The sequence below is a fragment of the Methylobacterium crusticola genome (genome assembly GCF_003574465.1).
GTDB classification, from domain to species: domain Bacteria; phylum Pseudomonadota; class Alphaproteobacteria; order Rhizobiales; family Beijerinckiaceae; genus Methylobacterium; species Methylobacterium crusticola.
In genome coordinates this window covers 14,650-38,093 of the sequence record NZ_QOWC01000045.1, presented here as the reverse complement: position 1 = coordinate 38,093, position 23,444 = coordinate 14,650, and the positions used below count along the sequence as shown (strand labels likewise).

Genomic DNA, 23,444 nt, shown 5'->3' with positions numbered 1-23,444 from the left:
CCGGACGCTTATAGGCGCGCGAGCCCGCAGGGCCAATGGGCGGACGGCCGGACGGCGGCGCGCGCGCCGGCGCTCCCCTCACGCGTCGTCGCGCGCGCCGTAGACGCCCTCGGCGCCGATGCCGTCCTCCAGCATCAGCCGGGCGCGGGCCCGCAGCTTCTCGGTCTCGCTCTTGAGCTGGCCGCAGGCCGCCAGGATGTCGCGGCCCCGCGGCGTGCGCACCGGCGAGGCGTAGCCGGCGTTGAACACGATCTCGGAGAAGCGCTCGATCCGCTCCCAGTCCGAGCAGGCGTAGCGCGAGCCCGGCCAGGGATTGAACGGGATCAGGTTGATCTTGGCCGGGATGCCCTTGAGCAGGCGCACCAGCTCGCGCGCGTCCGCGTCCGCGTCGTTGACGCCCTTCAGCATCACGTACTCGAAGGTGATGCGCCGGGCGTTCGAGACGCCCGGATAGGTGCGGCAGGCCTGGAGCAGGTCCCGGATCGGGTACTTGCGGTTGAGCGGCACCAGCTCGTCCCGCAGGTCGTCGCGCACGGCGTGCAGGGAGATCGCCAGCATGGCGTTCGCCTCGAGGCCGAGGCGCTCGAAGCGCGGCACCACCCCGGAGGTCGAGACCGTGATGCGCCGGCGCGAGAGCCCGAGGCCCTCGTTGTCGCTCATCACCCCCACGGCGTCGATCACGTTCTCGACGTTGTAGAGCGGCTCGCCCATGCCCATGAAGACGATGTTGGAGACGAAGCGCGAGCCGTCCACCGGCACGAAGGCGCCCTTGGGCGGCGTGCGCCCGGGCCAGTCGCCGAGGCGGTCGCGGGCGACGACGAGCTGCGCGACGATCTCGGCGGCCGAGAGGTTGCGCACGAGCCGCTGCGTGCCCGTGTGGCAGAACGAGCACGTCAGCGTGCAGCCGACCTGGCTCGAGACGCAGAGCGTGCCCCGGTCGTTGGCCGGGATGTAGACGCACTCGATCTCGGCGCCGCGGTTGTGGTCGTGCGGGCCGGTCGGCGGCATCCGCAGCAGCCACTTGCGGGTCCCGTCGCGGGAAACCTGCTCGCTCACCACCTCGGGGCGGTCGAGCGTGAAGGTCTCGGCGAGCTGCGCCTTCAGGGCCTTGCCCACGTTGGTCATCTCGTCGAAGGCGCCCGCGCCCCGGACGTTGATCCAGTGCCAGAGCTGGCCGGCGCGCATGCGCTGCTCGCGCTCCGGCACGCCCATCCCGGCGAGCCGCGCCTTCAGGGCGGCCCGGGTCAGGCCGACCAGGGAGGCCGGGCCCGCGGGCGCGAGCGCCTCGGGGCGCACCTCGGGCGTCTTCTCGATCGCGTCGAGGGGAGCCGGGATGACGCGGTCCCCGCGCCGGGCGGTGTCGATCGACCCCGTCGCCATGCTGTGCCTGTGCCCTGAGGGTGTGCGGATATCTCGAGGCATATAGGGAGTTTCGCGCCGGAACGCGACCGCCGCCGCCGCAATGCTCCCCGGCTCCGGGGGCGGCCGCCGCGGCCCGCCCTCCCGCGGGCCTCCTCGCGCCCACGGGCCTCCTGGCGCCCGTGGGCCTACTTGCACTCCTCGCGGGTGCGCTTCAGCGCCTCGCCGAAGCCCTCGAGCCCGTACTCGTCGGTCGAGGCGTTGCCGCGCTGGGACACCGCCTTGACGACGACCTTCTTGCCCCGGCTCATCTCGGCGACCACCCGGCCCTCGTCGGCCGGGTTCTGGACCCAGGCGTTGCTGCCCTTCACCACGAGGGCGTAGCGGGCCGGGCCGATCGACAGCGTCGGGTCGTTCGCCGCCGAGACCGGGGCGGCCGGCACGGCGCCGTTGGCCGCCGCCGTGGCGGTGGGCGCGCCGGCCTGGGCGCTGCCGGGCCTGGGGGCGAAGCCCAGCATGAGGGCGACCTCGTTGCCGGCCTTCTCGCCCTTGCGCACGGTCACGAACAGGTAGGCGGGGTCGCGCTTGAGGGTCTTGGGCAGCCGGGCCTGGGGCTGGCTGATGGCGTAGCAGATCCGGCCCTTGCCCTCGCCGGCGGCGAAGACGTTCCACTCGCCGAAGGTGCCGACGGGGCTCGCCTGGAGGCTCGCGGGCGCGGCCTCCGCCCGGGGCTTCGGCCGGGCCGCGGCCGGGACGACGAGGACGGACAGGCAGGCGAGGGTGGGGAGGAATGCGCGCATCATGCGGGCACTTTAGAGCAGGCGGCGCGCCGGTTGAAGCGCGGCCCGTGCCTCTTGATGGCGATGCCCGTGGATGCCCCGCGGCGACGCCGTCGGGCGGGGCGGCCCGGCGCCGCGCGCCCGACCGATCCGGGACTGCGGTCGCGGTCGCGGTCGCGATCGAAATCAATTTTCCAAAACAAGTCGCTTTCACTAAGCGGTGATATCTCAATCACTTACTCTACTTACCCAACGGAGTGCCATGTTGACATAACTTCCAGTGGCGATAGAGATCCATCCTTGAGCAAATCACGGAGACGATAGACAGTCATGGCACAGCTCCCACAGATCAAAATCGTGCTGCAGGGCGATAAGGGACTTTATCTCGGTCGAGTCAATCGGGGCGATACCAATCCGCTCGAGTCAGCCCATCCGGAAATCAACCGGTTCAACAGCTTCACCGTACATTCATTGGGCACCAATCAGATCGCGCTGCAAGGCGATACCGGCCGCTACCTGGGCTGGATCAACCGAGGCAGCACGCAAACAATCGAGATACAGCATCCCAATATCGAAGGAGCGAGCGTGTTCACGGTCGAGAACATCTCACCGGGCGTCGTCGCCCTGCGCGCCGCCAACGGCCTGTATCTCAGCCGGATCGACCGCGGCGACCGCAACCCGATCGAGGCCGCCAAGCAGAAGATCGATCCGTACTGCCAGTTCAAGGTCACGACGCTGATCACCGAATGACCCGAACCGTCCCGGCGCACCAGCGCCGCGCGTGATCACCCCACCACCTCACGGAACTGGACATACCATGCTTGCATCTTCGATCGGAGTTCCATCCCATGACTGAACGAGCGGCAGCGGAAGAGGATCTGGATTTCACCGGCGTGACGTTCAAGGCGGACACGACCTTCGGCTTCGTCCCGCGCTACACGGTCCATGTTCCGCACCGGGTCATGGTCCAGCTCGGCGCGGCGAAGAATGTCGCCAAGGCCTGCGCGGCACTCGCCGCGTACATCGTCAATCCCGGGATGGCGGTGGGGCCGCTCGCGATCGCGGCCGCGGCCGGGCTGGCGATCTTCGCGGCCTGGCTCGCGGCGGAACTCTACTTCATGAAGGAGAAGGACAAGGGCTGCGGGGTCAATCTCACGACCTGGATCTCCCCACTCCAGCCTTACTGGATCCCCTCGACGGCGCCTTGCTAGGGCGCTCCGCGCCGATGGGACGCCAGTTTCGGCGCGCGCGAGCGCCCCGGAACCGGGGCTGAGAGCCGCACCCGCTCGCGGCGCGAGCGGGTGCGGCGCCGGGCGCGCACGTCCCGGACCGGGTCATGCGCGCCCTCGCGGGGGAGCGGCGAATTGCTGCGCTGCACGAATGACCGGCGCTCCCGCTTGGGGCATGGTCCCGGGGCATGGTCCTGCCCTCCATGAGCCCGACGCGACGGTCCCTGAATGTCTGACCTGCCCGAGACCATCCCGGTGCGCGAGGCGCATCGCTTCCCCACCGAGGCGCTGGAGGGCTTCCTGGCGGAGCAGGGCCTCGGCGCCATGCGCGAGCTGCGCCAGATGCGGGGCGGTCAGTCGAACCCGACCTTCCTGGTGGTGGGGGAGACGGGCGAGTACGTGCTGCGCAAGCAGCCCCCCGGCAAGCTCCTGCCCTCCGCCCACGCGGTCGACCGCGAGTTCCGGGTGCTGCAGGCGCTCGCCCGCACGGACGTGCCGGTGCCCCGGGCCGTGGCGTACTGCGCCGACCCGGGCGTCGTCGGCACGCCGTTCTACCTGATGGAGCGGCTGCACGGCCGCGTGTTCTGGGACCCGGCCCTGCCGGAGCTGGCGCGCGAGGAGCGGGCGCCGATCTACTACGGCATGAACGAGGCCCTGGCCCGCCTCCACCGGGTCGATCCGGGGGCGATCGGCCTCGCGGATTTCGGCCGGGCCGGCAACTACTTCCGGCGCCAGACCGAGCGCTGGTCGAAGCAGTGGGCGGCCTCGAAGACCCGCGAGAACCGGGCCATCGACCGCCTCGCGGAGTGGCTGCCCGCCCACGTGCCGGACAGCGACGAGACCCGGATCTGCCACGGCGACTTCCGGCTCGACAACATGATCTTCCACGAGACCGAGCCGCGGGTGATCGGCATCATCGACTGGGAGCTGGCGACGCTCGGCCACCCGCTCGCCGACCTCGGCTACAACTGCATCGCCTACAACACCGACCCGCGGGCCTACCGGGGCATGCTCGGGCGGGACCTCGCCGCCCTCGGCATCCCGAGCCAGGACGAGTACGTGCGGCGCTACTGCGAGCGGACCGGGCGGGCGGACGGCATCACGCCCTTCCACGTCGCCTTCGCGCTGTTTCGCCTCGCGGTGATCCTGGAGGGCGTGCTCGCCCGCTCCGTCGCCGGCAATGCCTCGAGCGACGAGGCGGCCCAGAAGGGCGCGCTCGGCATCGCGCTCGCCGAGCGGGGCTGGGAGCTGGCGCGGGGCTGAGGGACCGGGGCGCATCGGCGGCCCGGGGCGCCCGGGCGACCGCAAGATCCCGGCGCCGGCAGGAATCCCGGCGTGCCGGCCCGTCGCCGGCTCTCCCCGCAGGGCGCGGGTCCGGACCCGGCCCTCAGCCCGGGAGCTCGCGCTCGCGCTCGAGGCGGCGCTGGAGGCGGCTCACGCCGTAGAGCGTCGCGAGGGTGAGCCGGGCCGAGCGCACCGGCGGGGCGACGCGCTCCGCCTGGACCGCCGCGATGGTGCGCAGGGTGGCGGCGACCGACTGCTCGAGGTCGGCGGCGGCGTCGCGGCCGGCGTCGCCGATGCGCGTCGTCTGGCTGGCCTGCATCCGAAGCACTCCTCTCGCCCCCGAAGGCTTTTCGTCCCCGGAGGCTTTGAGCGGAGGATTCCGGCGCGGGCAGGGCCGGACCGTGGCAGTCCGCCATCTTCCGGCCCCGTCCGGGCGGGCGGCCCGGTCAGGCCGGCGCGGCGGCCCGGCGCGGCGCGAGGGCCGCGAGCGCCACGTCGAGCAGGCTCTCCATCCCCTCGCTCCAGAGCGAGAACAGGGTCGGCGGCGCCAGCGCCAGGGTGGCGTGGAGTTCCCGGCCCGAGACGGCGAGGTCCGCGCCGAGCTTGAGGGCGAGCCCGCGCATCGGGTGGTTGTGGGAGAGGCAGCGCACGTGCAGCCGCTTCACGCCGGCGTTGCGGGAAGCGTGCGACAGGCGCCCGGCGAGCGCGGTGCCGAGGCCGCGGCAGCGGAAGTCGCGCTCGACCGTGAAGGCCGCCTCGGCGTCGCTCCCGAGGCCGCCGGCCGCCGTCGGGCGCACCTCGCCGACGCCCCGCAGGGTGCCGTCCACGAAGGCGCCGAAGACCAGGCCCTCGGCCTGGAGCGAGCGGGCCGCGTAGGCCCCGGCCCCGGCCGCGCTCACCGCGCCCATGAAGCGGTTGAAGCGGGAGTCCTGGTCGAGGGAGCGGAAATGGGTCTCGATCGCGGCGCGGTCGCTCGGCCACAGGCGCCGGATCGTGGCTCCCGCCGGTTCGTGATGGGGCATGGTTCGCGTGTGCTCCGGATGCGGGGTGGCTTCGCCGTCCCGGACGCTTCCTTCCTGACCCGGTGCGATCTGAGGTTGCGCACCCGGATTGTGCAATGCAGCAAAGCGCCCCGCCGTTCCGGAGCGGGCCCGCGGGCCGGCCGTGCCGCCGGCGCATGGCGCCGCCACGAGATGACCGCATTGCCCGCGCGGCGGGCCCTCCCGCCCGGACGGCTTCGGCGCGGCGCCGGCCTTTCTCCGCCGGACCGGTTTCCCCTTCGCGGAAAAATGCTCTAAGCGGGGGCCCGTGACGCACAGCCCCGTTTCCGCCGCCCGCGGCCCGGTCGCCCACCGCTACGACGCCCTGGTGGAGGCGGGCGCGATCGAGCGCGACGCCGCCCAGGCCGACCTCGTCGCCCGCTTCGACGGGCTGATCCGGGACCTCGACGCGGTTGCGCCGCCGGCGAAGCCCGGCCCCTTGAGCCGCCTGTTCGGCCGCCGGCCCGAGCCCGCTTCGGGCCCCCTCGGGCTCTACGTCTGGGGCCTCGTCGGCCGCGGCAAGACCATGCTGATGGACCTGTTCTACGAGGCCGCGCCGGGCGCCAAGCGCCGGGTCCACTTCCACGCCTTCATGGGCGACGTGCACGACCGCATCCACCGCCACCGGCAGGCGGTGAAGCAGGGCACGGCCAAGGGCGACGACCCGATCGCCCCCGTGGCGGAGGGGCTCGCCGCGGAGGCGCGCCTGCTCTGCTTCGACGAGTTCACCGTCACGGACATCGCCGACGCGATGATCCTCGGGCGGCTGTTCACGGCCCTGTTCGGGCACGGCGTCGTGATGGTGGCGACCTCGAACGTCGCGCCCGACCGGCTCTACGAGGGCGGCCTCAACCGGGCGCTGTTCCTGCCCTTCATCGGCCTGCTGCTCGAGCGGGTCGCGGTGGTGCGGCTCGACGCGCGCACGGATTTCCGCCTGGAGAAGCTCGGCGGCAGCCCGGTCTACCACGTGCCGGCGGACGCGGCCGCGGCCGAGGCCCTGACCCGGGCCTTCCGGTCGCTCTCCGGCGTGGCCGAGGGCCGCCCGACGACGTTCCAGGTCAAGGGCCACGACGTCTCGATCCCGGAGGCCGCCGGGGGCGTGGCGCGCTTCACCTTCGCGGACCTGTGCGCCCGCCCCCTCGGCGCGGCCGACTACCTCGCCCTCGCCCAGCGCTTCCACACCCTCGTCGTGGAGAACATCCCGGTGATGGGGCTGGCGCAGCGCAACGAGGCCAAGCGCTTCATCATCCTGATCGACGCGCTCTACGACACCGGCGTCAAGCTCCTGGCCTCCGCGGCGGCCGAGCCCCAGGACCTCTACGCGGCGGAGTTCGGCCGCGAGGCGTTCGAGTTCGAGCGCACGGTGTCGCGCCTGATCGAGATGCGCTCGGACGCCTACCTGGCGCGGCCCCACGGCCGGGCGGACTCGGAGGCCTCGGGCAGCAGCGCGGGCCTGGTGGAGACCTGAGCCGTGCGGGCGCGCCGGTGCCTCGCCGTCCTCCTCGCCCTGACCCAGCCGGCGCTCGCCCCCTACACGGTGGCGGGCGACGCGATCCCGGAGCCCCTCGCCGGGGCCGCCGGCGACCCGCGCCGCGGCGCCGCCATCGCGCGCGACGCCCGCAAGGGGCTCTGCAACCTGTGCCACGCCGGCCTCGGCGGCCGGCCGGAGGGCGATCTCGGGCCGAACCTCGCCGCGGCCGGGGCGCGGCTCACGGCCGGGCAGCTCCGGCTGCGGCTCGTCGACGGGCGCGTCTTGAATCCCGACACCCTGATGCCATCGTATTACCGGGTCGACGGGTCGGACGGGGTCGCGAGCGCCTGGCGCGGCCGGCCGATCCTCGATGCCGGCGAGATCGAGGACGTGGTCGCCTACCTCGCCACCCTCCGGGGCGGTCCGGCCGGCGGCGATCCGCCCGGCGAGGGATCGCCCGGCGCCAGGAGAGACACGCCATGACGCCACCTCCCGACCGCCGCGCGGTCCTGTCCGGCGGGGCCGGCCTCCTCGGCGTCCTGCTGGTGCGCCCGGCCGCGGCCCGCGCGCCCCGGGAGGCGACCGCCGCCGCGATCCGGCGCTTCGCCGGCGAGGCGGCGGTCCGGCCCGGCCGCGTCGCCCTCGACATGCCGCCGCTCGTCGAGAACGGCAACTCGGTGCCGCTCGCCATCACGGTCGAGAGCCCGATGACGGAGGCGGACCACGTGCGCCGCATCGCGGTGTTCAACGACAAGAACCCGCAGCCGAACGTGGTCACGCTCCATCTCGGCCCCCGGGCCGGGCGCGCCGCGGTGGCGACCCGCATCCGGCTGTCGGATTCGCAGACCGTCACGGCCGTCGCGGAGATGAGCGACGGCAGCTACTGGTCCGCGACCGCCGACGCGATCGTGACCCTCGCGGCCTGCGTGGAGGGCTGACCCGCCATGGCGCGCGCGCTGATCAACCTGCCCAGGACCGCCAGGGCCGGTGCGGTGATCGAGATCAAGACGCTGCTCTCCCACCCGATGGAGACCGGCTACCGCCCCGGCCCGGCCGGGCGCCTCCTGCCCCGGGACATCGTCACGGAGTTCGTCTGCCGCTACGACGGCGAGGAGGTCTTCCGGGCCGAGTTCTTCCCGGCCACCGCCGCCAACCCCTACCTGACCTTCACCACGGTGGCGACCCGCAGCGGCACCCTGAGCTTCACCTGGACGGGCGACAACGGCTTCTCGCAGACGCAGGACGTCGCCATCGAGGTGACGTGAGGGCCTCCGGCACGGGCCGCCCGCCCGGCCGGGGGGCGGCCGCCCGCGCGACACGCCCGCCGGCCGGGCGGGTCCTCGGGCTCGCCCTCGCGGCCGGGCTCCTCGCCGCGCCGGTCCCGGCGCGGGAGACCCCGGCGCAGGAGGCTCCGGCGCGGGAGACCCCGGCGCAGGAGATCCCGCCCGGGGAGCGGCGCTCGGGCCTCGACGCCCTGGCGCCCGGGACGCGGAGCATGCAGCTGGACGACGCCGCCAATCCGGGGATGCTCTGGGTCCAGGACGGGGCGGAACTCTGGGCGGCGGCGCCGGCGGGCCGGCCGGCCTGCGCCGGCTGCCACCGGGACGGGACGATGCGCGGCGTCGCGGCGCGCTACCCGGCCTTCGACGCGGCGGCGGGACGCCCGGTCGACCTCGAGGACCGGGTCAACCTCTGCCGCACCCGCCACCAGGGCGCCGCGCCGCTCGCCCGCGAGGGGCACGACCTCCTGGCGCTCACGGCCTTCCTCGGCAACCAGTCGCGCGGGCTGCCCCTCGCCCCGCCCGCCGACCCGCGCCTCGACGCCGCCCGGGCCGAGGGCCGCGCCCTGTTCGCGACGCCGCGGGGCCAGCTCGGCTTCTCCTGCGCGGCCTGCCACGACGCCCATTGGGGCCGCCACCTCGGCGCCAGCCCGATCCCGCAGGGCCACCCGAACGGCTACCCGCTCTACCGGCTCGAGTGGCAGGGGCTCGGCTCGCTCGAGCGCCGCCTGCGCAACTGCCTGGCGGGCATGCGCGCCGAGCCCCTGCCCGAGGGGGGCCCCGAGACCGTCGCGCTGACCCTCTACCTGATGCAGCGGGCCGCGCCCCTGCCGGTCGAGACGCCGGCGGTGCGCCCGTGAGGTGACGCCGACGCGCCCGCGCGCTAATCCTCGGGGCACAGGGAGGCGCGGCATGGCGCAGGATCACCACCACGACCACGATCACGACCACGACCATCGCCACGGCAGCGAGCTGTCGCCGATGGAGCTGCGGGTGCGGGCGCTCGAATCGGTCCTCGTCGAGAAGGGCTACGTCGACCCCGCCGCCCTCGACACCCTGATCGAGACCTACGAGACCAAGGTCGGGCCGCACAACGGCGCCCGGGTGGTGGCCCGGGCCTGGGTCGATCCCGGCTTCCGGTCCCGGCTCCTGGCCGACGGCAGCGCGGCGATGCGGGAGCTCGACGTCGGCGGCCGCGGCGGCGAGCACATGGTGGTGGTGGAGAACACGCCCGAGGAGCACAATCTCGTCGTGTGCACTTTGTGCTCCTGCTACCCCTGGCCGGTGCTCGGCCTGCCGCCGGTCTGGTACAAGTCGCCGCCCTACCGCTCCCGCGCCGTGATCGAACCGCGGGGCGTGCTGGCCGAGTTCGGCACCGTCCTGCCGGAGACGACACGCATCCGGGTCTGGGACTCGACCGCGGAGCTGCGCTACATGGTGCTGCCCATGCGCCCGCCCGGCACCGAGGGGCTGGACGAGGCCTCCCTGGCCGACCTCGTGACCCGGGACGCGATGATCGGCACCGGCCTGCCCCTCGCCCCCGACCAGGTGGTGCGCTCATGAACGGCGGACAGGATCTCGGCGGCATGCAGGGCTTCGGGCCGGTCGGGCACGAGGCCGACGAGCCCTGGTTCCACGCGGACTGGGAGCGCCGGGTCTTCGCCATGGCCATGGCGCTCGGCCTCACCGGCACCTGGAACCTCGACGCCAGCCGCGCCGCCCGCGAATCGCTCCCACCCGGCGAGTACCTGACGTCGAGCTACTACGCGATCTGGTTCAAGGCCCTGGAGCGGCAGGTGCAGCGGCACGGCCTCGTGGAGGCCGGCGAGCTCGCGGCCGGCGCCGCGCTCGCGCCTCCGGCGGCGGTCGCCCGGGTGCTCAAGGCCGAGGAGGTCGCCCCCCTGTTCGCCCGCGGCTTCCCGAGCGACCGCGCGGTGGCCCAGCCGGCCCGCTTCGCGGTCGGCGACGAGGTCACGGCCCGGCTGATCAACCCGCGCGGCCACACCCGGCTGCCGCGCTACGTCCGCGGCCGCACCGGCGTGGTCGAGCGGGTGCACGGCGGCTTCGTGTTCCCGGATTCGAACGCGCACTTCGCCGGCGAGGCCCCGCAATGGCTCTACACCGTGCGCTTCTCCGGCATCGCGCTCTGGGGCGAGGAGGCCGACCCCAACCTCGCGGTCTCCGTCAACGCTTTCGAGAGCTACCTGGAGCCCCCGCGGGCGGAGCCCCCGCGGGCGGAGCCCGCCGCGTGAGCCGGCCGCCCGAGCCCCCGGTCTTCGCGGCTCCCTGGGAGGCGCAGACCTTCGCCCTGGTGGTGTCGCTGCACGATGCCGGCCTGTTCACCTGGGGCGAGTGGGCCGAGGCCCTCGGGGCGGCGAGCCGGGGGGGCGAGCGCCCGGCGGATTACGCCCTCTGGCTCGAGGCGATCGAGGGGCTGCTCGCCGCCCGCGGGCTCACCAGCGCGGCGGCCCTGGCGGAGCGCCGCGCCGCCTTCGCCCGGGCCGCCGCCGCGACCCCGCACGGCCAGCCGATCACGCTGGCGAACGACCCGGGGGCGTGACCCCGCCCCCTTCGGCGACGCGGCCCGCCGGGAGCCGGGCGTTCCCGCGGGGGTCTCAGACCCCCAGCAGCACCGTCTTCTCGACGCCGAGCGCCTCGGCGACCTCGTCGAGCACCTTGTGCTCCAGCTCGCTGATGCCGCCCTGGTCGGCCACGTCGGCGGCGATCAGGAAGACGTCCTGGCGCTGCTCCAGCGCCCGGGGCGCGATGGCCTGCACGAGGCGCAGGTTCTCGAGCCGCCCGGCCCGGCTCTTGGCCCGCGCGATGGCCTCGTGCAGCTCCTGCTCCAGCTTCAGGACGCTGTAGGATTTCTGCAGGATCGGGTTGTTGCCGAGGTCGCTCAGGGCCGTCTCGATCTCCTCCTCGTCGATCTCCCGGTCGGCCAGGATCACGTTGGCGGCCGCCGAGCAGGCCGCGTGCAGGAACACGGTGTCGCCGGCGTACGACATGACGACCCGGCCGAACCGGGTGAACGCATCCTGAAAAATCCCCATGGTGTGGTCCTTGAGCGCGGCGTGCGGAGCGGGCCGGCGACGCCAAGAAAGGTCGCCCGCGCCTCGAGATCGAGGCCGAATCGATGCACAACTGCGCCGTGGCCGGCAAGTGCAGGGATGTGACGGCGGGCGGCCGCGTGCGGCGGACCCCTCCGGCGGGCCGCGACCGGCCCGGGCGATCGCGCAACTCGGCTAAGGCGCCGTCAACGTGAGCGACGCCGGCACGGCGGTCACCATCGAGACGGGGCTGCCGGGCCTCGTGCGGGCGGATCACCGCATCGGCGGCGACCCGGTGGGCGGCGGCCGGGCCGGCATCCGCTACCCGTGGCGAGCCCCCGCCCCGCAGGGCGCGCGCCGCTCCCGGGATCACCCGGCGGGGCTCGTCGCGACGGGCCCCGCGGGACCGTCCTCACATGGCGATCGCCTGGCGATCACATGGCGATCACCTGCCGGATCGCCTGGCCCTGGTCCAGGCGGTCGAAGCCCTCGTTGATGGCGTCGAGCGTCAGGGTCCCGGTCATCAGCTTGTCCACCGGCAGCCGACCCTGCCGGTAGAGGGCGATGTAGCGCGGGATGTCCCGGGCCGGGACACAGCTCCCCATGTAGCTGCCGCGCACCACCCGCTCCTCGCCGACGAGGCCCACGGGCGGCAGGGTGAGGACCTGGCTGGGGTTGGCGAGCCCGGCGGTCGCGGTCGTGCCGCCGCGGCGGGTGATCCGGTAGGCGGTGTCGAAGGCCTTCACGGAGCCGGCCATCTCCAGGGCGTGGTCGACGCCGCCCTGCGTGGCGCTGCGGATCTGCGCGACGGCGTCGGGGTCGGAGGCGAGGTAGGTGTCGGTGGCGCCGAGCTCCCGGGCGATCCGGAGCTTGTCCTCCGAGAGGTCGACGGCGACGACCCGGCCCGCCCCGGACGCGACCGCCCCGAGCAGGGCCGAGAGGCCGACGCCGCCGAGGCCCACCACCGCGACGCTCTGGCCCATCCGCACCCCGCAGGTGTTCACCACGGCGCCGACCCCGGTCATCACCGCGCAGCCGAACAGGGCGGCCTCGAGCAGCGGGATCTCCGGGTCGATCCTCACGATGGAGCGGCGGGAGACCACCGCGTACTCGCCGAAGGCGGAGACGCCGCTGTGGTGGTGGACCTCGACGCCGTCGCAGCGGATGCGCCGCGCGCCCGAGAGCAGGGTGCCGAGGCCGTTGGCGGCGTTGCCGGGCTCGCACAGCGCCCCCCTCCCCTCCCGGCACGGCATGCAGCCGCCGCAGGTCGGCACGAAGGACATCACCACGTGGTCGCCGCGGGCGAGATCGGCGACACCGGGGCCGCACTCCTCCACCACGGCCGAGGCCTCGTGCCCGAGCGCCACCGGGACGGGGCGCTGCCGGTCGCCGTTGATGACCGAGAGGTCGGAGTGGCACAGGCCCGCGCCCGCGATCTTGACCAGCACCTCGTCCGGCCCGGGGGGCGCGAGGTCGACGGTCTCGATCGTCAGGGGCCTGCTCGTCGCGTAGGGCCGCGCGACGGGGGCGTGGTGCAGCACGGCTGCGCGAACTCGCATCGTCACGATCGTCCTCCCGGGAGGGCGCGCGCGGCCCTCGTTGCCGTCACGCTGGCAGCGGCGGCCCGGCCGGTCAACCGGGTCGCGCCGCGTTCCGGCGCCGGCGCGGCGCGGTCCTCCGGGCGAGCGGGGCTCGCGCGAGCGGGGCCCTGGGGGAGCCCCCCCGCGTCACCCCCCGTCGTGCGCCCCGCCCCGCCAGAACGGCCGGCGCACCTCGGCCCGGGCCTCGGCGCGGGTGAGCCCGACATCGGCCAGGGCCGCCTCGGACATCCCGTCGAGCTCGCGGGCGAGCCGGCGGCGCGCCGACCAGCGCCGCCACCAGAGGGCCGGGCGCCGGTCCTCCGGGGGCCGTGCTTCGTGCGCGGGACTCACGCATTGCGCCCGCGCGGGCGCGACCGGGCCGGGGCCGGAGGGGAACGGGATCACGGTGGCGGTCACGGACGGTCTCCTGGCGCTTCGGGACCGGGCTTCCTGCGCGGGCGGCACCTGGTCGGCCGGTCCGGCGGCCACGGCGTCGGAACATGGCTCTAGTCCGGCGCCCGCCGGCCGTATAGTGAGTTCTTCAGCGTGCTGCGTGCACGAAACTCACGAATGCGCCCATGCCCCGGAACCTGCCGCCCCTGTCCGCGCTGCGCGCCTTCGAGGCCGCCGCGCGCCTCGGCTCGGTCACCCGGGCGGCGGAGGAGCTCGGGCGCACCCACGGGGCGGTGTCGCGCCAGGTTCGGGCGCTCCAGGACCATGCCGGCGTCGCGCTGTTCGAGAAGGCCGGCACGGGCCTGCGCCTGACGCCCGGGGGCGAGGCCTTCCGGGGCGTGGTGGCGGGCGCCCTCGACGAGATCGAGCGCGGCTACCGCCGCCTGCGGGATGCGGGGCGCGGGCCGAACGTCCACCTCGCCTGCGGGGCGACCTTCGCGATGCGCTGGCTCGTGCCCCGCCTCGCGGGCTTCTACCGGGAGCGGCCGACCGTGCAGGTCCGGCTCACCATGACCTCGGCCCGCGAGGTCCGGGACGAGGGGGCCGACCTCACGCTCACCTGGGACCGCCTCGACCACCCGGTCCGGGACGAGGCGCGGGCGATCCACCTCGGCGACGTGGCGTTCGGGGCCGTCTGCGCGCCGGCCTATCCGGCGGCCCTCGCGGCCGGGTGCTGCCGCGTCGCGACCCGGATCGGCCACGAGTACACGCCCGGGTCCTGGCCGACCTGGGAGGCGCGCACCGGCTGGGAGGTCCGGGCCGACCGGGACCTGACGTTCCCGCATACCGGCCTGTGCATCGAGGCGGCCCTGTCGGGCCTCGGGCTCGCCCTTGTCGAGCGCCGACTCGTGCGCGAGGAGCTGGCGGCGGGCCGCCTTGTCGCCCCGTGCGGCTTCCACCGCTTCGCCGGCGGCTTCGCGGCCGTCCCGGCCGCCGAGCGCGGGCTCGCGCCCGCGGCGGCGGCCTTCGTCGACTGGCTGCGGCGCACCCTCGCGCAGGAGGACGCGGGGGCGCCGGCCTGAGGCCGCCTACACGGTGCGGCCGCCGTCGATCGGCATCTCGACGCCGGTGACGAACGCCGCCTCGTCGGAGGCGAGGAACAGCGCCACGGCGGCGATGTCCTCGGCCCGGGACATGCGGCCGAGGGGGATCGTGGCGATGAACTTCGCCCGGTTCTCGGGGGTGTCCGGCACGCCCATGAAGGCCTCGAGCAGGCCGGTCTCGCCCATCACCGGGCAGAGGGCGTTGACCCGGATCTTCCAGGGCGCCAGCTCCACGGCGAGGGACTTCGACATCAGGTTCACCGCCCCCTTGGAGGCGTTGTACCAGGTCAGGCCGGGCCGCGGCCGGATGCCGGCCGTCGAGCCGACGTTGAGGATGACCCCGCCGCCGTTGTCGCGCATGGCCGGCGCGATCGCGCGCACGAAGTAGAAGATCGACTTCACGTTGACGCGGAAGACCCGGTCGAAGGCCTCCTCGTCCACGTCCATCAGCGGCTGGTTCCGGTGCGTCGTGCCGGCGTTGTTGACCAGGATGTGGGGCACCCCGAAGGCCTCGGTGGTACGCCGGACCGCGGCGTTCACGTCCGCCTCGACGCCGACATCGGCCGCGATCGCGATGGCGTTCGGGCCGATCTCGCGCGCGACCCGCTCGGCGGCGTCGCCCCGCAGGTCGAGCACCGCCACCCGGGCGCCCTCCTGCGCGTAGCGCCTGGCGATGCCCTCGCCGAAGCCGCCGCCGGCGCCCGTCACGATCGCGACCTTGCCTTCGAGCCTCATGTTCGTTCTCCCTGTGTGAGCGCGTCGTCGGGCTCCGCCCCCGGCGGACGCAGCGGGTGGGGCGCCTACGCGCCGTGCTTGATCGCGATGGTCTTGAGGGCGCCGAAGCCGTAGAGCGCCTCGAAGCCCTTCTCGCGGCCGTGGCCCGAGCGCTTCACGCCGCCGAAGGGGAGCTCGACGCCGCCCCCCGCGCCGTAATTGTTGATGAAGACCTGGCCCGACCGGATCCCCCTGGCGAGGCGCATCGCCTTGCCGATGTCGCGCGTCCACACGCCGGCGACGAGGCCGTACTGGGTGTTGTTGGCGATGCGGAGCGCCTCGGCCTCGTCCCGCACCCGGATCGCCACCAGCACGGGCCCGAAGATCTCCTCCTGGGCGAGGCGGTGATCGGGACCGACGTCGCCGATCAAGGTCGGGCGCACGTAGTAGCCGGCCTCCGGCAGGTTGGTGCCGAGCGCGCCCTGGGCCAGGATGCGCGGGCCGTCGCGGCCGGCGAGCGCGAGGTAGCCCTCGATCCGGCGCTTCTGCTGCGCGTTCACGACCGGGCCGAGGTCGAGGTCCTGGGAGCCCGCCCCGACCTTCAGGGCCTCGAAGCGCCGCGCGAGGTCGGCCGTGAAGCTGTCGTAGACCGGCGCCTCGACCAGCACCCGCGAGCCCGCCGAGCAGGTCTGGCCGGCATTCTGGGTGATGCCCCGCACGATGGTGGCCGCCGCGTCGTCGAGGTCGGCGTCGGCGAAGACCACCTGAGGGGACTTGCCGCCGAGCTCGAGCGTCACCGGGATCGTGTTGCGGGCCGCCGCGGCCTGGATCAGCGTGCCGACCTCGGGCGAGCCCGTGAAGCTGACGTGGGCGATGCCCGCATGCGCGGCGAGCGCCGCGCCCGCCTCCTCGCCGAGCCCCGTGACCACGTTGAGGCTGCCGGGCGGGAAGCCCGCCTCCTGGGCGAGCCTGGCGAGGTGGAGCGCCGTGAGCGAGGTGTCCTCGGCGGGCTTGAGCACGACGGCGTTGCCCATGGCCAGCGCCGGCGCCACGGAGCGCCCGGTCATCTGCAGGGGATAGTTCCAGGGCACGATCACGCCGACGACGCCGTGGGGCTCCCACACGGTCATGACGGTGAAGCCGTCCTGGAACGGGATGGTGTCGCCGTGCACCTTGTCGGCGGCGCCGCCGTAATACTCGAAGTAGCGCGCGCAGACCTGCGCGTCGTTGCGCGCGAGGGTGAGCGGCTTGCCGACGTCCTCGCTCTCCATCCGGGCCAGGGTCTCGGCGTCGCGGCGGATCAGGTCGGCGAGGCGCAGGAGCAGGCGGCCCCGCGAGACCGCGTCGAGGCGGCCCCAGGCGCCGTCGAGGGCCGCCTGCCCGGCCGCCACGGCGGCGTCGATCTCGGCCGCGCCCCCGCGGGCGATGCGGGCCATCTCCTGGCCGTCGGAGGGGTTGAGGACGGCCAGGCTCTCGGCCGTGCCGCGCCACTCGCCGCCGATGAAGTTCTGGTGGGTGGTGAAGGTCTGGTGGATGGTCATGGGAAAGCTCCAATCTGTGCGGGGACCGCCCGGGGCCTCGCGGCCCCCGGGGCGGTCCCGGGCGGCAGGACGCGCTCCCGCGCCCCTCCGTCCGGACATCAGGCGCAGGTCATCTCCCCGCGCTCGATCTGGATCGTGCTGTCGACGAGCGAGCGCAGCAGGTCGGGGCTGCTCTCGGTGATCAGGATCGCGACGTCGGGCAGCGCCGCGCGCAGGCGCGCCAGGGCCTCGGCGTAGCGCAGGGCGAGCGCCGGGGCGAGGCCCTGGAACGGCTCGTCGAGCAGCACCGCCCGCGTGCCGACCATCAGGGCGCGCCCGAGGGCCACCATCTTGCCCTGGCCGCCCGACAGGCCCGCCGCCTTGCGGGGCCCGAACTCCCGCAGCTCCGGCAGGAGCCCGTAGACGGCGTCGAGCCGGCGCTCCACCTCCGCCCGCGGCAGGCCCAGGACCTGGGCCGGCAGCAGCAGGTTGTCGCGCACCGAGAAGCTCCCGAACAGCCGGCGCTCCTCCGGGGCGTAGCCGATGCCGAGCCGCGCCCGGTGGTGGGCCGGCACGGCGCCGGCGTCCCGCCCGTCGAGCACGACCCGGCCTGCCCGCAGGGGCAGCAGGCCCATCAGGGCCCGCAATGTGGTGGTCTTGCCCGCGCCGTTGCGCCCGATCAGGGCCACGCGCCCGCCTGGGGGCACCGCGAGATCGACGCCGCGCAGCACGGGCGTCCCCGCGATCTCGACCGCCGCCGCCTCAAGCCGCAGCATGGGCGCCCCCCGCCGGCACCACGCCGATCACCGTGCGCTGCACCTCCGGGTCGTTGAGGATCGTCGCCGGGTCCCCGAGCGCCGCGATGCGGCCCTGGCCCCAGACCGCCACCCGGTCGGCGAAGCGCCCGACCACCTCCATGTCGTGCTCCACGAAGACCGCCGTCACCCCGGCCTCGCGCAGCACCCGCACCAGCGTCTCGACGATGGCCATCTTCTCCGCCGCCGCGACGCCGCTCGTCGGCTCGTCCATCAGGAGCAGGCGGGGGCGCAGCGCCACCGCCATGGCGATGTCGACGAGCTTGCGCGCGCCCTCGTTCAGCGCGTCCGCCCGCACCCCGGCGATGCCCGAGAGGCCGAAGCGGCCGATCAGCTCCGCGGCCTCGTCGCGGTAGCGCGGGCGCAGGAGCGGCGTCAGCGCCGACCACACGCCCTCCCGGGCCGCCACCGCCAGCGCCACGTTCTGGAGCACCGTGTGCTCGGAGAAGAGCTGCGGCAGCTGGAAGCTGCGGGCGATGCCGAGGCCGACGATCCGGCGCGGCGACAGGCCGAGGACCGGCCGGCCCTCGAACGCGATGCTGCCGCCCTGGGGCCGCAGGTAGCCCGTCGTCATGTTGATGAAGGTGGTCTTGCCGGCCCCGTTCGGGCCGATGATCGCCAGGAACTCGCCCGCCTCGACGTCGAGGTCGATGCCGTCGGCGGCCCTCAATCCCCCGAAGGCGAGCCGCAGGCCCCGGGCCGCGAGCAGGACGCTCATGCGGGCCTCCGCCGGGCGATCATGCCCCAGAGGCCGCCGGGCGCGAACACGATCACCGCGAGGAGCACGAGGCCCAGCACCATCTGCCAGGCATTGGCCACGAGGGCCGCGGCGTAGACCCGCGTCAGCTCGTAGGCGGCCGCGCCCAGGAACGGCCCGAGCACGCTGCCGGCCCCGCCCAGGATCGCGATGAACACGAGCTCGCCCGAGGTCGTCCAGTAGGCGATGGCCGGGGTGACGTGGCGGGTGGTGAGCGCGATGATGGCGCCGCCGCAGCCCGCCATCACCGCGGAGGCCACGTAGGCGGCGAGCAGCACGCGCCTCGGGGACACGCCCATGAAGTCGAGCCGCGTCTCCCGCGTCTTGATGCCGGCGAGCGCCTCGCCGAGGGGCGAGGCCAGCGCCACCCGCACGAGCGCCCCGAAGGCGAGCGCGAGGCCGAGCGCGACGGCGAGCACGGCCCATTCCGCCGCCTCGCCGGCGAGCGGCCGGCCGAGATAGGTCACGGGGCCGAGCCGGATCCCGTCCGCCCCGTGCGTGACGGCGTAGAACTTCTCGAGGACGGAGTAGAACACCATGCTGAGGGCGAGGTTGAGCATCCCGAAGAAGATCTCGCGGTAGCGCACCACGAACAGCCCGATCACGAGGCCGACGAGCCCGGAGAGCAGGGCCGCGCCCGGGATCAGCACGAGGGCCTCGGGCACCGCCATCGTCCCGAAGGCGATCCCGTAGGCGGCGAGCGCGAGGTAGAGCGCGTGCCCGAAGCTGACCTGGCCGGCCCGCAGCAGGAGCAGGATGCCGAGGACCGCCAGGCCCTTGGCGAGCGCGATGGTGAGCACGAAGCGCAGCCACGGCACCGCGTAGGCCAGCGCCAGGACCGCCGCGGCCCCGGCGAGGGCCAGGAGGGTTTCGCCCAGGCGGGTCATCGTGCCTCCTCGGGGGGCGCCGGGCCGCCCCTCATATCCGCCGGGTCTCCGCGACGCCGAACAGCCCTTGCGGGCGAAACAGCAGCACCGCCACCATGATGGCGTAGGGCACCACCACCTCGAACTCGGGCGCGACGTAGACCGCGAAGGAGCGCCCGAGGCCGATCAGGAGGGCGGCCACCGCCGCGCCCTCGACCTGCCCGAGCCCCGCCGTCGCCACGACCGCGAAGGACAGCACGATGGTGGAGGCGCCGACCCCCGGCACCAGGGACACGGTCGGGGCCGCGAGCGCGCCGCCGAGGGCCGCCAGCGCCGCGCCCGCCGTGAAGGTCAGGAGCGTGACCTTGGCGGCGTCGATGCCGAGGGCGCGGGCCGCCTCGCGGTCCACCGTCACGGCCACCACCATGCGGCCGACGAGGGTGAAGCGCAGCACGTAGGCGAGGCCCGCGAGCGTCGCCAGGGCCACCCCGGGCAGCACGTAGAGCTGGTAGGCGGTGAACGGGATCACGTCGGTCCCGAACGGCACGTCGACGGTGCCGAGCCACTTCAGCGGCGCGTCGAACACCACCGGCTGCACGCCCCAGACGAGCTTCTGGAGATCCTCCAGGATCATGAACAGCGCGAAGGTGACGAGGAGCTGGAGCACCGGCTCCCGGTCCTGCATGCGCCGCAGCAGCAGCCGCTCGATCAGCGGCCCGAGGATCGCCCCCACGAGGACCGCCGCCGCGAGCAGGACCGGCAGGCCGGCCCAGGGCGGCGCCCCGAGCGACGCGACGAACAGCCCGAGCGAGGCCGCCGCGTAGCCGCCGATGGCGTAGAGGCTGCCGTGGGCGACGTTCAGCACCCGCAGCACGCCGAACACGAGGTTCAGCCCCACCGCGACCATGAACACCGCCGCCGCGTAGGACAGGCCGTCGAGGAGCGCGAGGCCGACGAGGAGCCCGTTCTCGGAGAGCCAGGACATCGCGCCCGCCCGCCCGCTACCGGAACGCCAGCGCCTGGGGCAGCCTCGCCACCATCTCGGGCGTCAGCGTCTTGAGCCAGTCGGCGCTCTTCTGGCCGACGGGCGTGGTCACGGTCTCGGCCGGGAACACCACCATGTCGGTGAGCACCGGGAAGGGGTAGCGCTCGCTGTGCAGCGTCGTGCCGATGATCTGGTTCTCGAGGCCCTGCCCGTCCTCGCGGATGCGCACGCTCGCGGTCGGCGAGGGGAATTCCAGCCCCCGGAAGGCGGCCGCGAGCTCGGCGTCGGTCGGCCAGCCGCCGCCCTTGGCGGCCACCGCCTTCTCGAGGCCCGCCTTCATGGCCGAGACGGCCTGGGCCATGTGGAAGCAGGGATAGATCGGGTAGGCGTTGAAGCGGCTGCGGTAGCTCTCGGTGAAGCGCTTCAGGCGCTCGGGGTCGGCGGGAGCCGGGTGCAGGAACCAGTGGTCGCCGCGGGCGCCCACGATGTGGCCGGGCGGCAGGGCCTTGCCCACCCGCTGGAGCGAGGATTCGGCGAGCGGCATCACGAAGGTCGCGCGCTCGAACAGCTTGCGGTCGGAGGCCTGGCGGATCAGGGCGTCGAGGTCGCCGCCCCAGGAGGTCGACAGCACCACGTCGGGCCGCAGGGCCAGCACGCGGGTGATCTCGGTCGAGAAGTCGGTGGCGCCGAAGCGGGGGAACAGCTCGGCCGCGACCTTCACCCCGGGCTTCAGGGTGTTCATGGCGGTGCGGAAGATGTCCCAGGAATCGCGCCCCCAGGCGTAGTCCTGGTTGATGACCGCGATCGACTTGAAGTCGGGCTTCGCCCTCAGGAGGTAGAGCAGCGCCGAGAGGATCTCGGGCGTGGCGTTGGCCTGGGTGCGGAACGCGTAGGTGTAGCGGTTCTCCTCGAAGATCCGCTGGGTGCCGCAATCCCACAGCAGGGTCGGGCGCTTCAGCTCGTCCGAGAGGGGCGCGCAGGCGATGCAATCGGCCGACGAGATCGCCGCGAACAGCAGGTGGACGCCCTCGCTCTGCACGAGGCGGCGGTACTCGCCGACGAAGTGGTCGACGCCCGGGCCCTCGTCGACGAAGATCGGCCGGACCTTGACCCCGGCGATGCCGCCGGCGGCGTTGATCTCGTCGAACAGCATCTCGGCGGTCTGGCGGCCCGGCACGCCGAACACGCTGGCGGGGCCCGACAGGTAGGTGGCGATGCCGACCTTGATCTCGGCGGGCTTCTGGCCCTGCGCCTGCGCGGGGCGGCCGGAGAGCAGCAGGCTGCCCGCCGTCGCGCCGGCTCCCGCCAGCGCCTCGCGCCGCGTCCAGACACCGGCATCTCTGCCGCCACGACCTGTCCCGGGCATGAGCATTCCTCCCTCGCGCTCGCGCTGCGGCCGGCTCCTCTGAAGGGTGGCGTGGGAGCCTGGCCGCGACGCCGGCGCTTCCGGCCGGCATCGCGGCGATCATGCGGTCGCGCGCGGCGGCTGTCCAATATATAGTTCTGCCGTGGTCGAGACGTTGAGCATATGGAACTGCGGCACCTGCGCTACTTCCTGGCGGTGGCGGAAGAGCTCCACTTCACCCGGGCCGCGGCCCGGCTCGGCATCGCCCAGCCGCCCCTGAGCCAGCAGATCCAGCAGCTCGAGCGCGAGGTCGGCGCGCCCCTGTTCCAGCGCTCGGCCCGCAGCGTCAGCCTGACCGAGGCCGGGCAGCGGCTCGCCCGCGACGCCCGCGAGATCCTGGCGATGACCGAGACCGCGCTGGTCAGCGCCCGGCGGGCGGCCCGGGGCGAGATCGGCTCGATCCGGATCGGCTTCACCGCCTCGGCGTCCTTCAACCCCTTCGTGACCGGGACGATCCGCGACTACCGCGCCGCCTCGCCGGACGTCGAGGTGAACCTCCTGGAGGACAACACCGCCAACCTCCTCGAGCTGTTCCGGCTGCGCCGCCTCGACGTCGCCTTCCTGCGCCCCGCCGAGGGCGAGACCGGGCACCTGACGCGGCACCTGCTCTTCCGGGAGCCGATGGTGGTGGCCCTGCCGGCCGGCCACCGGCTGGCGGGGCCGGAGGCGGCCCTGCCGCTCGCCGCGCTCGCGGGCGAGACCTTCATCCTCTACCCGCGCCGCAACGGCCGCGGCCTCTACGATTCCATCGTCGGCGCCTGCCGGGACGCGGGCTTCAGCCCCGTGGTCGGCCAGGAGGCGCCGCAGATGGCCTCGACCGTGAACCTGATCGCGGCGGGCATCGGCATCTCCATCGTGCCCGCCTCGATGAGCCACATCCGCACGCAAGGGGTGACCTACCGGCCGATCGCCGGCGGGGGGCCCTTCGCCGAGATGAGCCTCGTGAGCCGGCCCGCGGAGGCGCGGGCCGTGGTGGAGGCCTTCGTGGCGCTGGTCACCGCGCGGGCGAGAGGCCTGTGAGGCCGCGGGCCGGCGGGGTGCCGCGGGGTCCCCGCCCTGCGGCCCGTCCGGGCGGCCCCCTCAGAGGCTTCCCTCGCGGATCGAGCCCGGATCGGCGAGCGCGTGCAGCAGGCCCGCCGCCGCGTGGGCGAAGCGCAGGGTCACGGCCTTGCGGCGGGCGCCGGCGAGGGGGTGCTCGGGCGGGTCGCGCAGGATCGCGGCCGCGAACGCGTCGGCGACGATGAGGCCCGTATCCTCGGGCAGGATCGCGGTGGGCAGGCTCTCCGGCACCGCGAAGTAGAAGCGGTCGCAGAAGTCGCGGTAATCCGGCCATTTCCGGTCGGCCCGGAAGTCGGCGACGCTGGACTTGATCTCGATGATCGTCAGCTTGCCGCACGGGCCGAGCGCGATCAGGTCGGCCCGCCGCCCGTTGGCCAGGGTGAATTCGGGGATCGTGACGTGCCCGAGCGCGGCGAACAGGCGCCGGACCCCGCGCTGCACGCCGAGGGCGGTCGGCGACTGGCGGCGGTCGAGGGGCAGCGAGAGGGCGACGGCGGCGGACAAGGCTGTGGAGATCGCGGAATCGGGGGTGGCGCGGGACCGAATCGGGAACGGCATCGGAGCAGGTCGCGCCGGAATTGTCACCTGCGGGAGGCGTCGCGGGGATCGGGGGCGTCCGTCGGTCGCGGGTCCGGAGCGGGGCGCCGGCGGTCTTTGCGCGGGACCCGGCTCCTTGCACGGCAGCCCTTGCGCGAGAACTCTTGCGCGACGCCCCGGCCGGCCGTAGCAGTCGGCGGCAAATCGCTGGAAAATCA

At 74.2% G+C, this 23,444-nt stretch carries 28 protein-coding genes; 13 read left to right on the top strand and 15 right to left on the bottom strand.

All coding sequences use genetic code 11. The annotated features are described in order from the left end of the window. Nucleotides 1-78: 78 nt before the first annotated feature. Both rlmN and DT057_RS18175 read right to left on the bottom strand, forming a co-directional pair. Nucleotides 79-1,380, bottom strand: coding sequence for a dual-specificity RNA methyltransferase RlmN (rlmN, locus tag DT057_RS18180; protein WP_128563516.1), 1,302 nt, complete (start codon nucleotides 1,378-1,380; stop codon nucleotides 79-81). Nucleotides 1,381-1,547: 167 nt separating this feature from the next. Continuing rightward, nucleotides 1,548-2,162, bottom strand: coding sequence for an invasion associated locus B family protein (locus tag DT057_RS18175; RefSeq protein WP_128563515.1), 615 nt, complete (start codon nucleotides 2,160-2,162; stop codon nucleotides 1,548-1,550). A gap of 306 nt (nucleotides 2,163-2,468) precedes the next feature. Here DT057_RS18175 and DT057_RS18170 point away from each other — a divergent pair, with 306 nt between their 5' ends. The 3 genes from DT057_RS18170 to DT057_RS18160 all read left to right on the top strand — a co-directional run bounded on the left by DT057_RS18170 (nucleotide 2,469) and on the right by DT057_RS18160 (nucleotide 4,630). Continuing rightward, the gene (locus tag DT057_RS18170) at nucleotides 2,469-2,888 is read left to right on the top strand and encodes a fascin domain-containing protein (RefSeq protein WP_128563514.1); all 420 of its coding nucleotides are present in this window, start codon (nucleotides 2,469-2,471) and stop codon (nucleotides 2,886-2,888) included. A gap of 143 nt (nucleotides 2,889-3,031) precedes the next feature. Then, nucleotides 3,032-3,349 carry a hypothetical protein gene (locus DT057_RS18165; RefSeq protein WP_128563513.1) on the top strand — a complete coding sequence of 106 codons (318 nt, stop codon included), beginning with the start codon at nucleotides 3,032-3,034 and terminating at the stop codon, nucleotides 3,347-3,349. A 246-nt stretch (nucleotides 3,350-3,595) separates the two neighbouring features. Further along, nucleotides 3,596-4,630 carry a phosphotransferase gene (locus DT057_RS18160; protein WP_128563512.1) on the top strand — a complete coding sequence of 345 codons (1,035 nt, stop codon included), beginning with the start codon at nucleotides 3,596-3,598 and terminating at the stop codon, nucleotides 4,628-4,630. 124 nt (nucleotides 4,631-4,754) lie between these two features. On the opposite strand, the gene DT057_RS18155 is transcribed toward DT057_RS18160, so the two are convergent. Both DT057_RS18155 and DT057_RS18150 read right to left on the bottom strand, forming a co-directional pair. Beyond that, nucleotides 4,755-4,970 (bottom strand): hypothetical protein, encoded by a 216-nt coding sequence (locus DT057_RS18155; protein WP_128563511.1) that lies wholly within the window; start codon nucleotides 4,968-4,970, stop codon nucleotides 4,755-4,757. A 127-nt stretch (nucleotides 4,971-5,097) separates the two neighbouring features. After that, complete coding sequence (locus tag DT057_RS18150) at nucleotides 5,098-5,673, bottom strand: GNAT family N-acetyltransferase (RefSeq protein ID WP_128563510.1); 576 nt, start codon at nucleotides 5,671-5,673, stop codon at nucleotides 5,098-5,100. Between the two features lie 286 nt (nucleotides 5,674-5,959). Here DT057_RS18150 and zapE point away from each other — a divergent pair, with 286 nt between their 5' ends. The 8 genes from zapE (at nucleotide 5,960) to DT057_RS18110 (ending at nucleotide 11,002) form a co-directional block, all read left to right on the top strand. After that, nucleotides 5,960-7,159 (top strand): cell division protein ZapE, encoded by a 1,200-nt coding sequence (gene zapE / locus DT057_RS18145; RefSeq protein ID WP_128563509.1) that lies wholly within the window; start codon nucleotides 5,960-5,962, stop codon nucleotides 7,157-7,159. Between the two features lie 3 nt (nucleotides 7,160-7,162). Further along, on the top strand, nucleotides 7,163-7,645 hold the full coding sequence (gene soxX / locus DT057_RS18140; protein WP_128563508.1) for a sulfur oxidation c-type cytochrome SoxX: 483 nt from the start codon (nucleotides 7,163-7,165) through the stop codon (nucleotides 7,643-7,645). Further along, nucleotides 7,642-8,100 carry a SoxY-related AACIE arm protein gene (locus DT057_RS18135; protein WP_128563507.1) on the top strand — a complete coding sequence of 153 codons (459 nt, stop codon included), beginning with the start codon at nucleotides 7,642-7,644 and terminating at the stop codon, nucleotides 8,098-8,100. Before soxX ends, DT057_RS18135 begins: the two co-directional genes overlap by 4 nt. A gap of 6 nt (nucleotides 8,101-8,106) precedes the next feature. After that, nucleotides 8,107-8,427 carry a thiosulfate oxidation carrier complex protein SoxZ gene (gene soxZ / locus DT057_RS18130; RefSeq protein ID WP_128563506.1) on the top strand — a complete coding sequence of 107 codons (321 nt, stop codon included), beginning with the start codon at nucleotides 8,107-8,109 and terminating at the stop codon, nucleotides 8,425-8,427. A 173-nt stretch (nucleotides 8,428-8,600) separates the two neighbouring features. Beyond that, nucleotides 8,601-9,302 carry a sulfur oxidation c-type cytochrome SoxA gene (gene soxA / locus DT057_RS18125; RefSeq protein ID WP_238313794.1) on the top strand — a complete coding sequence of 234 codons (702 nt, stop codon included), beginning with the start codon at nucleotides 8,601-8,603 and terminating at the stop codon, nucleotides 9,300-9,302. Nucleotides 9,303-9,354: 52 nt separating this feature from the next. Next, nucleotides 9,355-10,005 (top strand): nitrile hydratase subunit alpha, encoded by a 651-nt coding sequence (gene nthA, locus DT057_RS18120; protein ID WP_128563505.1) that lies wholly within the window; start codon nucleotides 9,355-9,357, stop codon nucleotides 10,003-10,005. After that, nucleotides 10,002-10,694 carry a nitrile hydratase subunit beta gene (gene nthB / locus DT057_RS18115; protein WP_203236309.1) on the top strand — a complete coding sequence of 231 codons (693 nt, stop codon included), beginning with the start codon at nucleotides 10,002-10,004 and terminating at the stop codon, nucleotides 10,692-10,694. Before nthA ends, nthB begins: the two co-directional genes overlap by 4 nt. Continuing rightward, nucleotides 10,691-11,002, top strand: coding sequence for a nitrile hydratase accessory protein (locus DT057_RS18110; RefSeq protein ID WP_203236310.1), 312 nt, complete (start codon nucleotides 10,691-10,693; stop codon nucleotides 11,000-11,002). The genes nthB and DT057_RS18110 overlap by 4 nt, the downstream gene beginning before the upstream one ends. Nucleotides 11,003-11,057: 55 nt before the next feature. Here DT057_RS18110 and DT057_RS18105 read toward each other — a convergent pair whose 3' ends face one another. The 3 genes from DT057_RS18105 to DT057_RS18095 form a co-directional block, all read right to left on the bottom strand. Continuing rightward, nucleotides 11,058-11,495: a tellurite resistance TerB family protein gene (locus DT057_RS18105; RefSeq protein WP_128563503.1), complete on the bottom strand. Its 438-nt coding sequence runs from the start codon at nucleotides 11,493-11,495 to the stop codon at nucleotides 11,058-11,060. A 431-nt stretch (nucleotides 11,496-11,926) separates the two neighbouring features. After that, nucleotides 11,927-13,051, bottom strand: a complete 1,125-nt coding sequence (locus DT057_RS18100; protein ID WP_128563502.1) for a zinc-dependent alcohol dehydrogenase family protein — start codon at nucleotides 13,049-13,051, stop codon at nucleotides 11,927-11,929. 168 nt (nucleotides 13,052-13,219) lie between these two features. Further along, the gene (locus DT057_RS18095) at nucleotides 13,220-13,489 is read right to left on the bottom strand and encodes a DUF1127 domain-containing protein (protein WP_203236308.1); all 270 of its coding nucleotides are present in this window, start codon (nucleotides 13,487-13,489) and stop codon (nucleotides 13,220-13,222) included. Between the two features lie 161 nt (nucleotides 13,490-13,650). On the opposite strand from DT057_RS18095, the gene DT057_RS18090 reads away from it, so the two are divergent. Next, nucleotides 13,651-14,547 (top strand): LysR substrate-binding domain-containing protein, encoded by an 897-nt coding sequence (locus tag DT057_RS18090; RefSeq protein WP_128563501.1) that lies wholly within the window; start codon nucleotides 13,651-13,653, stop codon nucleotides 14,545-14,547. 6 nt (nucleotides 14,548-14,553) lie between these two features. On the opposite strand, the gene DT057_RS18085 is transcribed toward DT057_RS18090, so the two are convergent. The 7 genes from DT057_RS18085 to DT057_RS18055 all read right to left on the bottom strand — a co-directional run bounded on the left by DT057_RS18085 (nucleotide 14,554) and on the right by DT057_RS18055 (nucleotide 21,591). Then, nucleotides 14,554-15,303: an SDR family oxidoreductase gene (locus DT057_RS18085; protein ID WP_128563500.1), complete on the bottom strand. Its 750-nt coding sequence runs from the start codon at nucleotides 15,301-15,303 to the stop codon at nucleotides 14,554-14,556. 65 nt (nucleotides 15,304-15,368) lie between these two features. Beyond that, nucleotides 15,369-16,823 (bottom strand): aldehyde dehydrogenase family protein, encoded by a 1,455-nt coding sequence (locus tag DT057_RS18080; protein WP_128563499.1) that lies wholly within the window; start codon nucleotides 16,821-16,823, stop codon nucleotides 15,369-15,371. 98 nt (nucleotides 16,824-16,921) lie between these two features. Beyond that, nucleotides 16,922-17,578 carry an ABC transporter ATP-binding protein gene (locus tag DT057_RS18075; protein WP_128563498.1) on the bottom strand — a complete coding sequence of 219 codons (657 nt, stop codon included), beginning with the start codon at nucleotides 17,576-17,578 and terminating at the stop codon, nucleotides 16,922-16,924. Beyond that, a complete protein-coding gene (locus tag DT057_RS18070; protein WP_128563497.1) occupies nucleotides 17,565-18,335 on the bottom strand; it encodes an ABC transporter ATP-binding protein in 771 nt (256 codons plus the stop codon). Before DT057_RS18070 ends, DT057_RS18075 begins: the two co-directional genes overlap by 14 nt. Next, entirely contained in the window at nucleotides 18,332-19,261 is a 930-nt protein-coding gene (locus DT057_RS18065) for a branched-chain amino acid ABC transporter permease (protein WP_128563496.1), read from the bottom strand. The genes DT057_RS18070 and DT057_RS18065 overlap by 4 nt, the downstream gene beginning before the upstream one ends. A 31-nt stretch (nucleotides 19,262-19,292) precedes the next feature. Continuing rightward, complete coding sequence (locus tag DT057_RS18060; RefSeq protein ID WP_128563495.1) at nucleotides 19,293-20,225, bottom strand: branched-chain amino acid ABC transporter permease; 933 nt, start codon at nucleotides 20,223-20,225, stop codon at nucleotides 19,293-19,295. 16 nt (nucleotides 20,226-20,241) lie between these two features. After that, a complete protein-coding gene (locus DT057_RS18055; RefSeq protein WP_128563494.1) occupies nucleotides 20,242-21,591 on the bottom strand; it encodes an ABC transporter substrate-binding protein in 1,350 nt (449 codons plus the stop codon). A 162-nt stretch (nucleotides 21,592-21,753) separates the two neighbouring features. On the opposite strand from DT057_RS18055, the gene DT057_RS18050 reads away from it, so the two are divergent. Next, entirely contained in the window at nucleotides 21,754-22,650 is an 897-nt protein-coding gene (locus DT057_RS18050; RefSeq protein ID WP_128563493.1) for a LysR family transcriptional regulator, read from the top strand. Nucleotides 22,651-22,710: 60 nt separating this feature from the next. On the opposite strand, the gene DT057_RS18045 is transcribed toward DT057_RS18050, so the two are convergent. Next, the gene (locus DT057_RS18045) at nucleotides 22,711-23,247 is read right to left on the bottom strand and encodes an MmcB family DNA repair protein (protein WP_128563492.1); all 537 of its coding nucleotides are present in this window, start codon (nucleotides 23,245-23,247) and stop codon (nucleotides 22,711-22,713) included. Nucleotides 23,248-23,444: the final 197 nt, after the last annotated feature.

Bases quoted from the DNA above. Each gene is read 5' to 3' on its own strand.
- DT057_RS18050 (WP_128563493.1), top strand. From the start codon at position 21,754: ATGGAACTGCGGCACCTGCGCTACTTCCTGGCGGTGGCGGAAGAGCTC.
- DT057_RS18065 (WP_128563496.1), bottom strand. From the start codon at position 19,261: ATGACCCGCCTGGGCGAAACCCTCCTGGCCCTCGCCGGGGCCGCGGCG.
- soxZ (WP_128563506.1), top strand. From the start codon at position 8,107: ATGGCGCGCGCGCTGATCAACCTGCCCAGGACCGCCAGGGCCGGTGCG.
- DT057_RS18175 (WP_128563515.1), bottom strand. From the start codon at position 2,162: ATGATGCGCGCATTCCTCCCCACCCTCGCCTGCCTGTCCGTCCTCGTC.
- DT057_RS18045 (WP_128563492.1), bottom strand. From the start codon at position 23,247: ATGCCGTTCCCGATTCGGTCCCGCGCCACCCCCGATTCCGCGATCTCC.
- DT057_RS18090 (WP_128563501.1), top strand. From the start codon at position 13,651: ATGCCCCGGAACCTGCCGCCCCTGTCCGCGCTGCGCGCCTTCGAGGCC.
- DT057_RS18060 (WP_128563495.1), bottom strand. From the start codon at position 20,225: ATGTCCTGGCTCTCCGAGAACGGGCTCCTCGTCGGCCTCGCGCTCCTC.
- DT057_RS18160 (WP_128563512.1), top strand. From the start codon at position 3,596: ATGTCTGACCTGCCCGAGACCATCCCGGTGCGCGAGGCGCATCGCTTC.
- DT057_RS18150 (WP_128563510.1), bottom strand. From the start codon at position 5,673: ATGCCCCATCACGAACCGGCGGGAGCCACGATCCGGCGCCTGTGGCCG.
- DT057_RS18080 (WP_128563499.1), bottom strand. From the start codon at position 16,823: ATGACCATCCACCAGACCTTCACCACCCACCAGAACTTCATCGGCGGC.
- DT057_RS18155 (WP_128563511.1), bottom strand. From the start codon at position 4,970: ATGCAGGCCAGCCAGACGACGCGCATCGGCGACGCCGGCCGCGACGCC.
- DT057_RS18055 (WP_128563494.1), bottom strand. From the start codon at position 21,591: ATGCCCGGGACAGGTCGTGGCGGCAGAGATGCCGGTGTCTGGACGCGG.
- DT057_RS18105 (WP_128563503.1), bottom strand. From the start codon at position 11,495: ATGGGGATTTTTCAGGATGCGTTCACCCGGTTCGGCCGGGTCGTCATG.
- DT057_RS18135 (WP_128563507.1), top strand. From the start codon at position 7,642: ATGACGCCACCTCCCGACCGCCGCGCGGTCCTGTCCGGCGGGGCCGGC.
- DT057_RS18085 (WP_128563500.1), bottom strand. From the start codon at position 15,303: ATGAGGCTCGAAGGCAAGGTCGCGATCGTGACGGGCGCCGGCGGCGGC.
- DT057_RS18075 (WP_128563498.1), bottom strand. From the start codon at position 17,578: ATGCTGCGGCTTGAGGCGGCGGCGGTCGAGATCGCGGGGACGCCCGTG.
- DT057_RS18070 (WP_128563497.1), bottom strand. From the start codon at position 18,335: ATGAGCGTCCTGCTCGCGGCCCGGGGCCTGCGGCTCGCCTTCGGGGGA.
- DT057_RS18170 (WP_128563514.1), top strand. From the start codon at position 2,469: ATGGCACAGCTCCCACAGATCAAAATCGTGCTGCAGGGCGATAAGGGA.
- DT057_RS18100 (WP_128563502.1), bottom strand. From the start codon at position 13,051: ATGCGAGTTCGCGCAGCCGTGCTGCACCACGCCCCCGTCGCGCGGCCC.
- nthB (WP_203236309.1), top strand. From the start codon at position 10,002: ATGAACGGCGGACAGGATCTCGGCGGCATGCAGGGCTTCGGGCCGGTC.
- rlmN (WP_128563516.1), bottom strand. From the start codon at position 1,380: ATGGCGACGGGGTCGATCGACACCGCCCGGCGCGGGGACCGCGTCATC.
- nthA (WP_128563505.1), top strand. From the start codon at position 9,355: ATGGCGCAGGATCACCACCACGACCACGATCACGACCACGACCATCGC.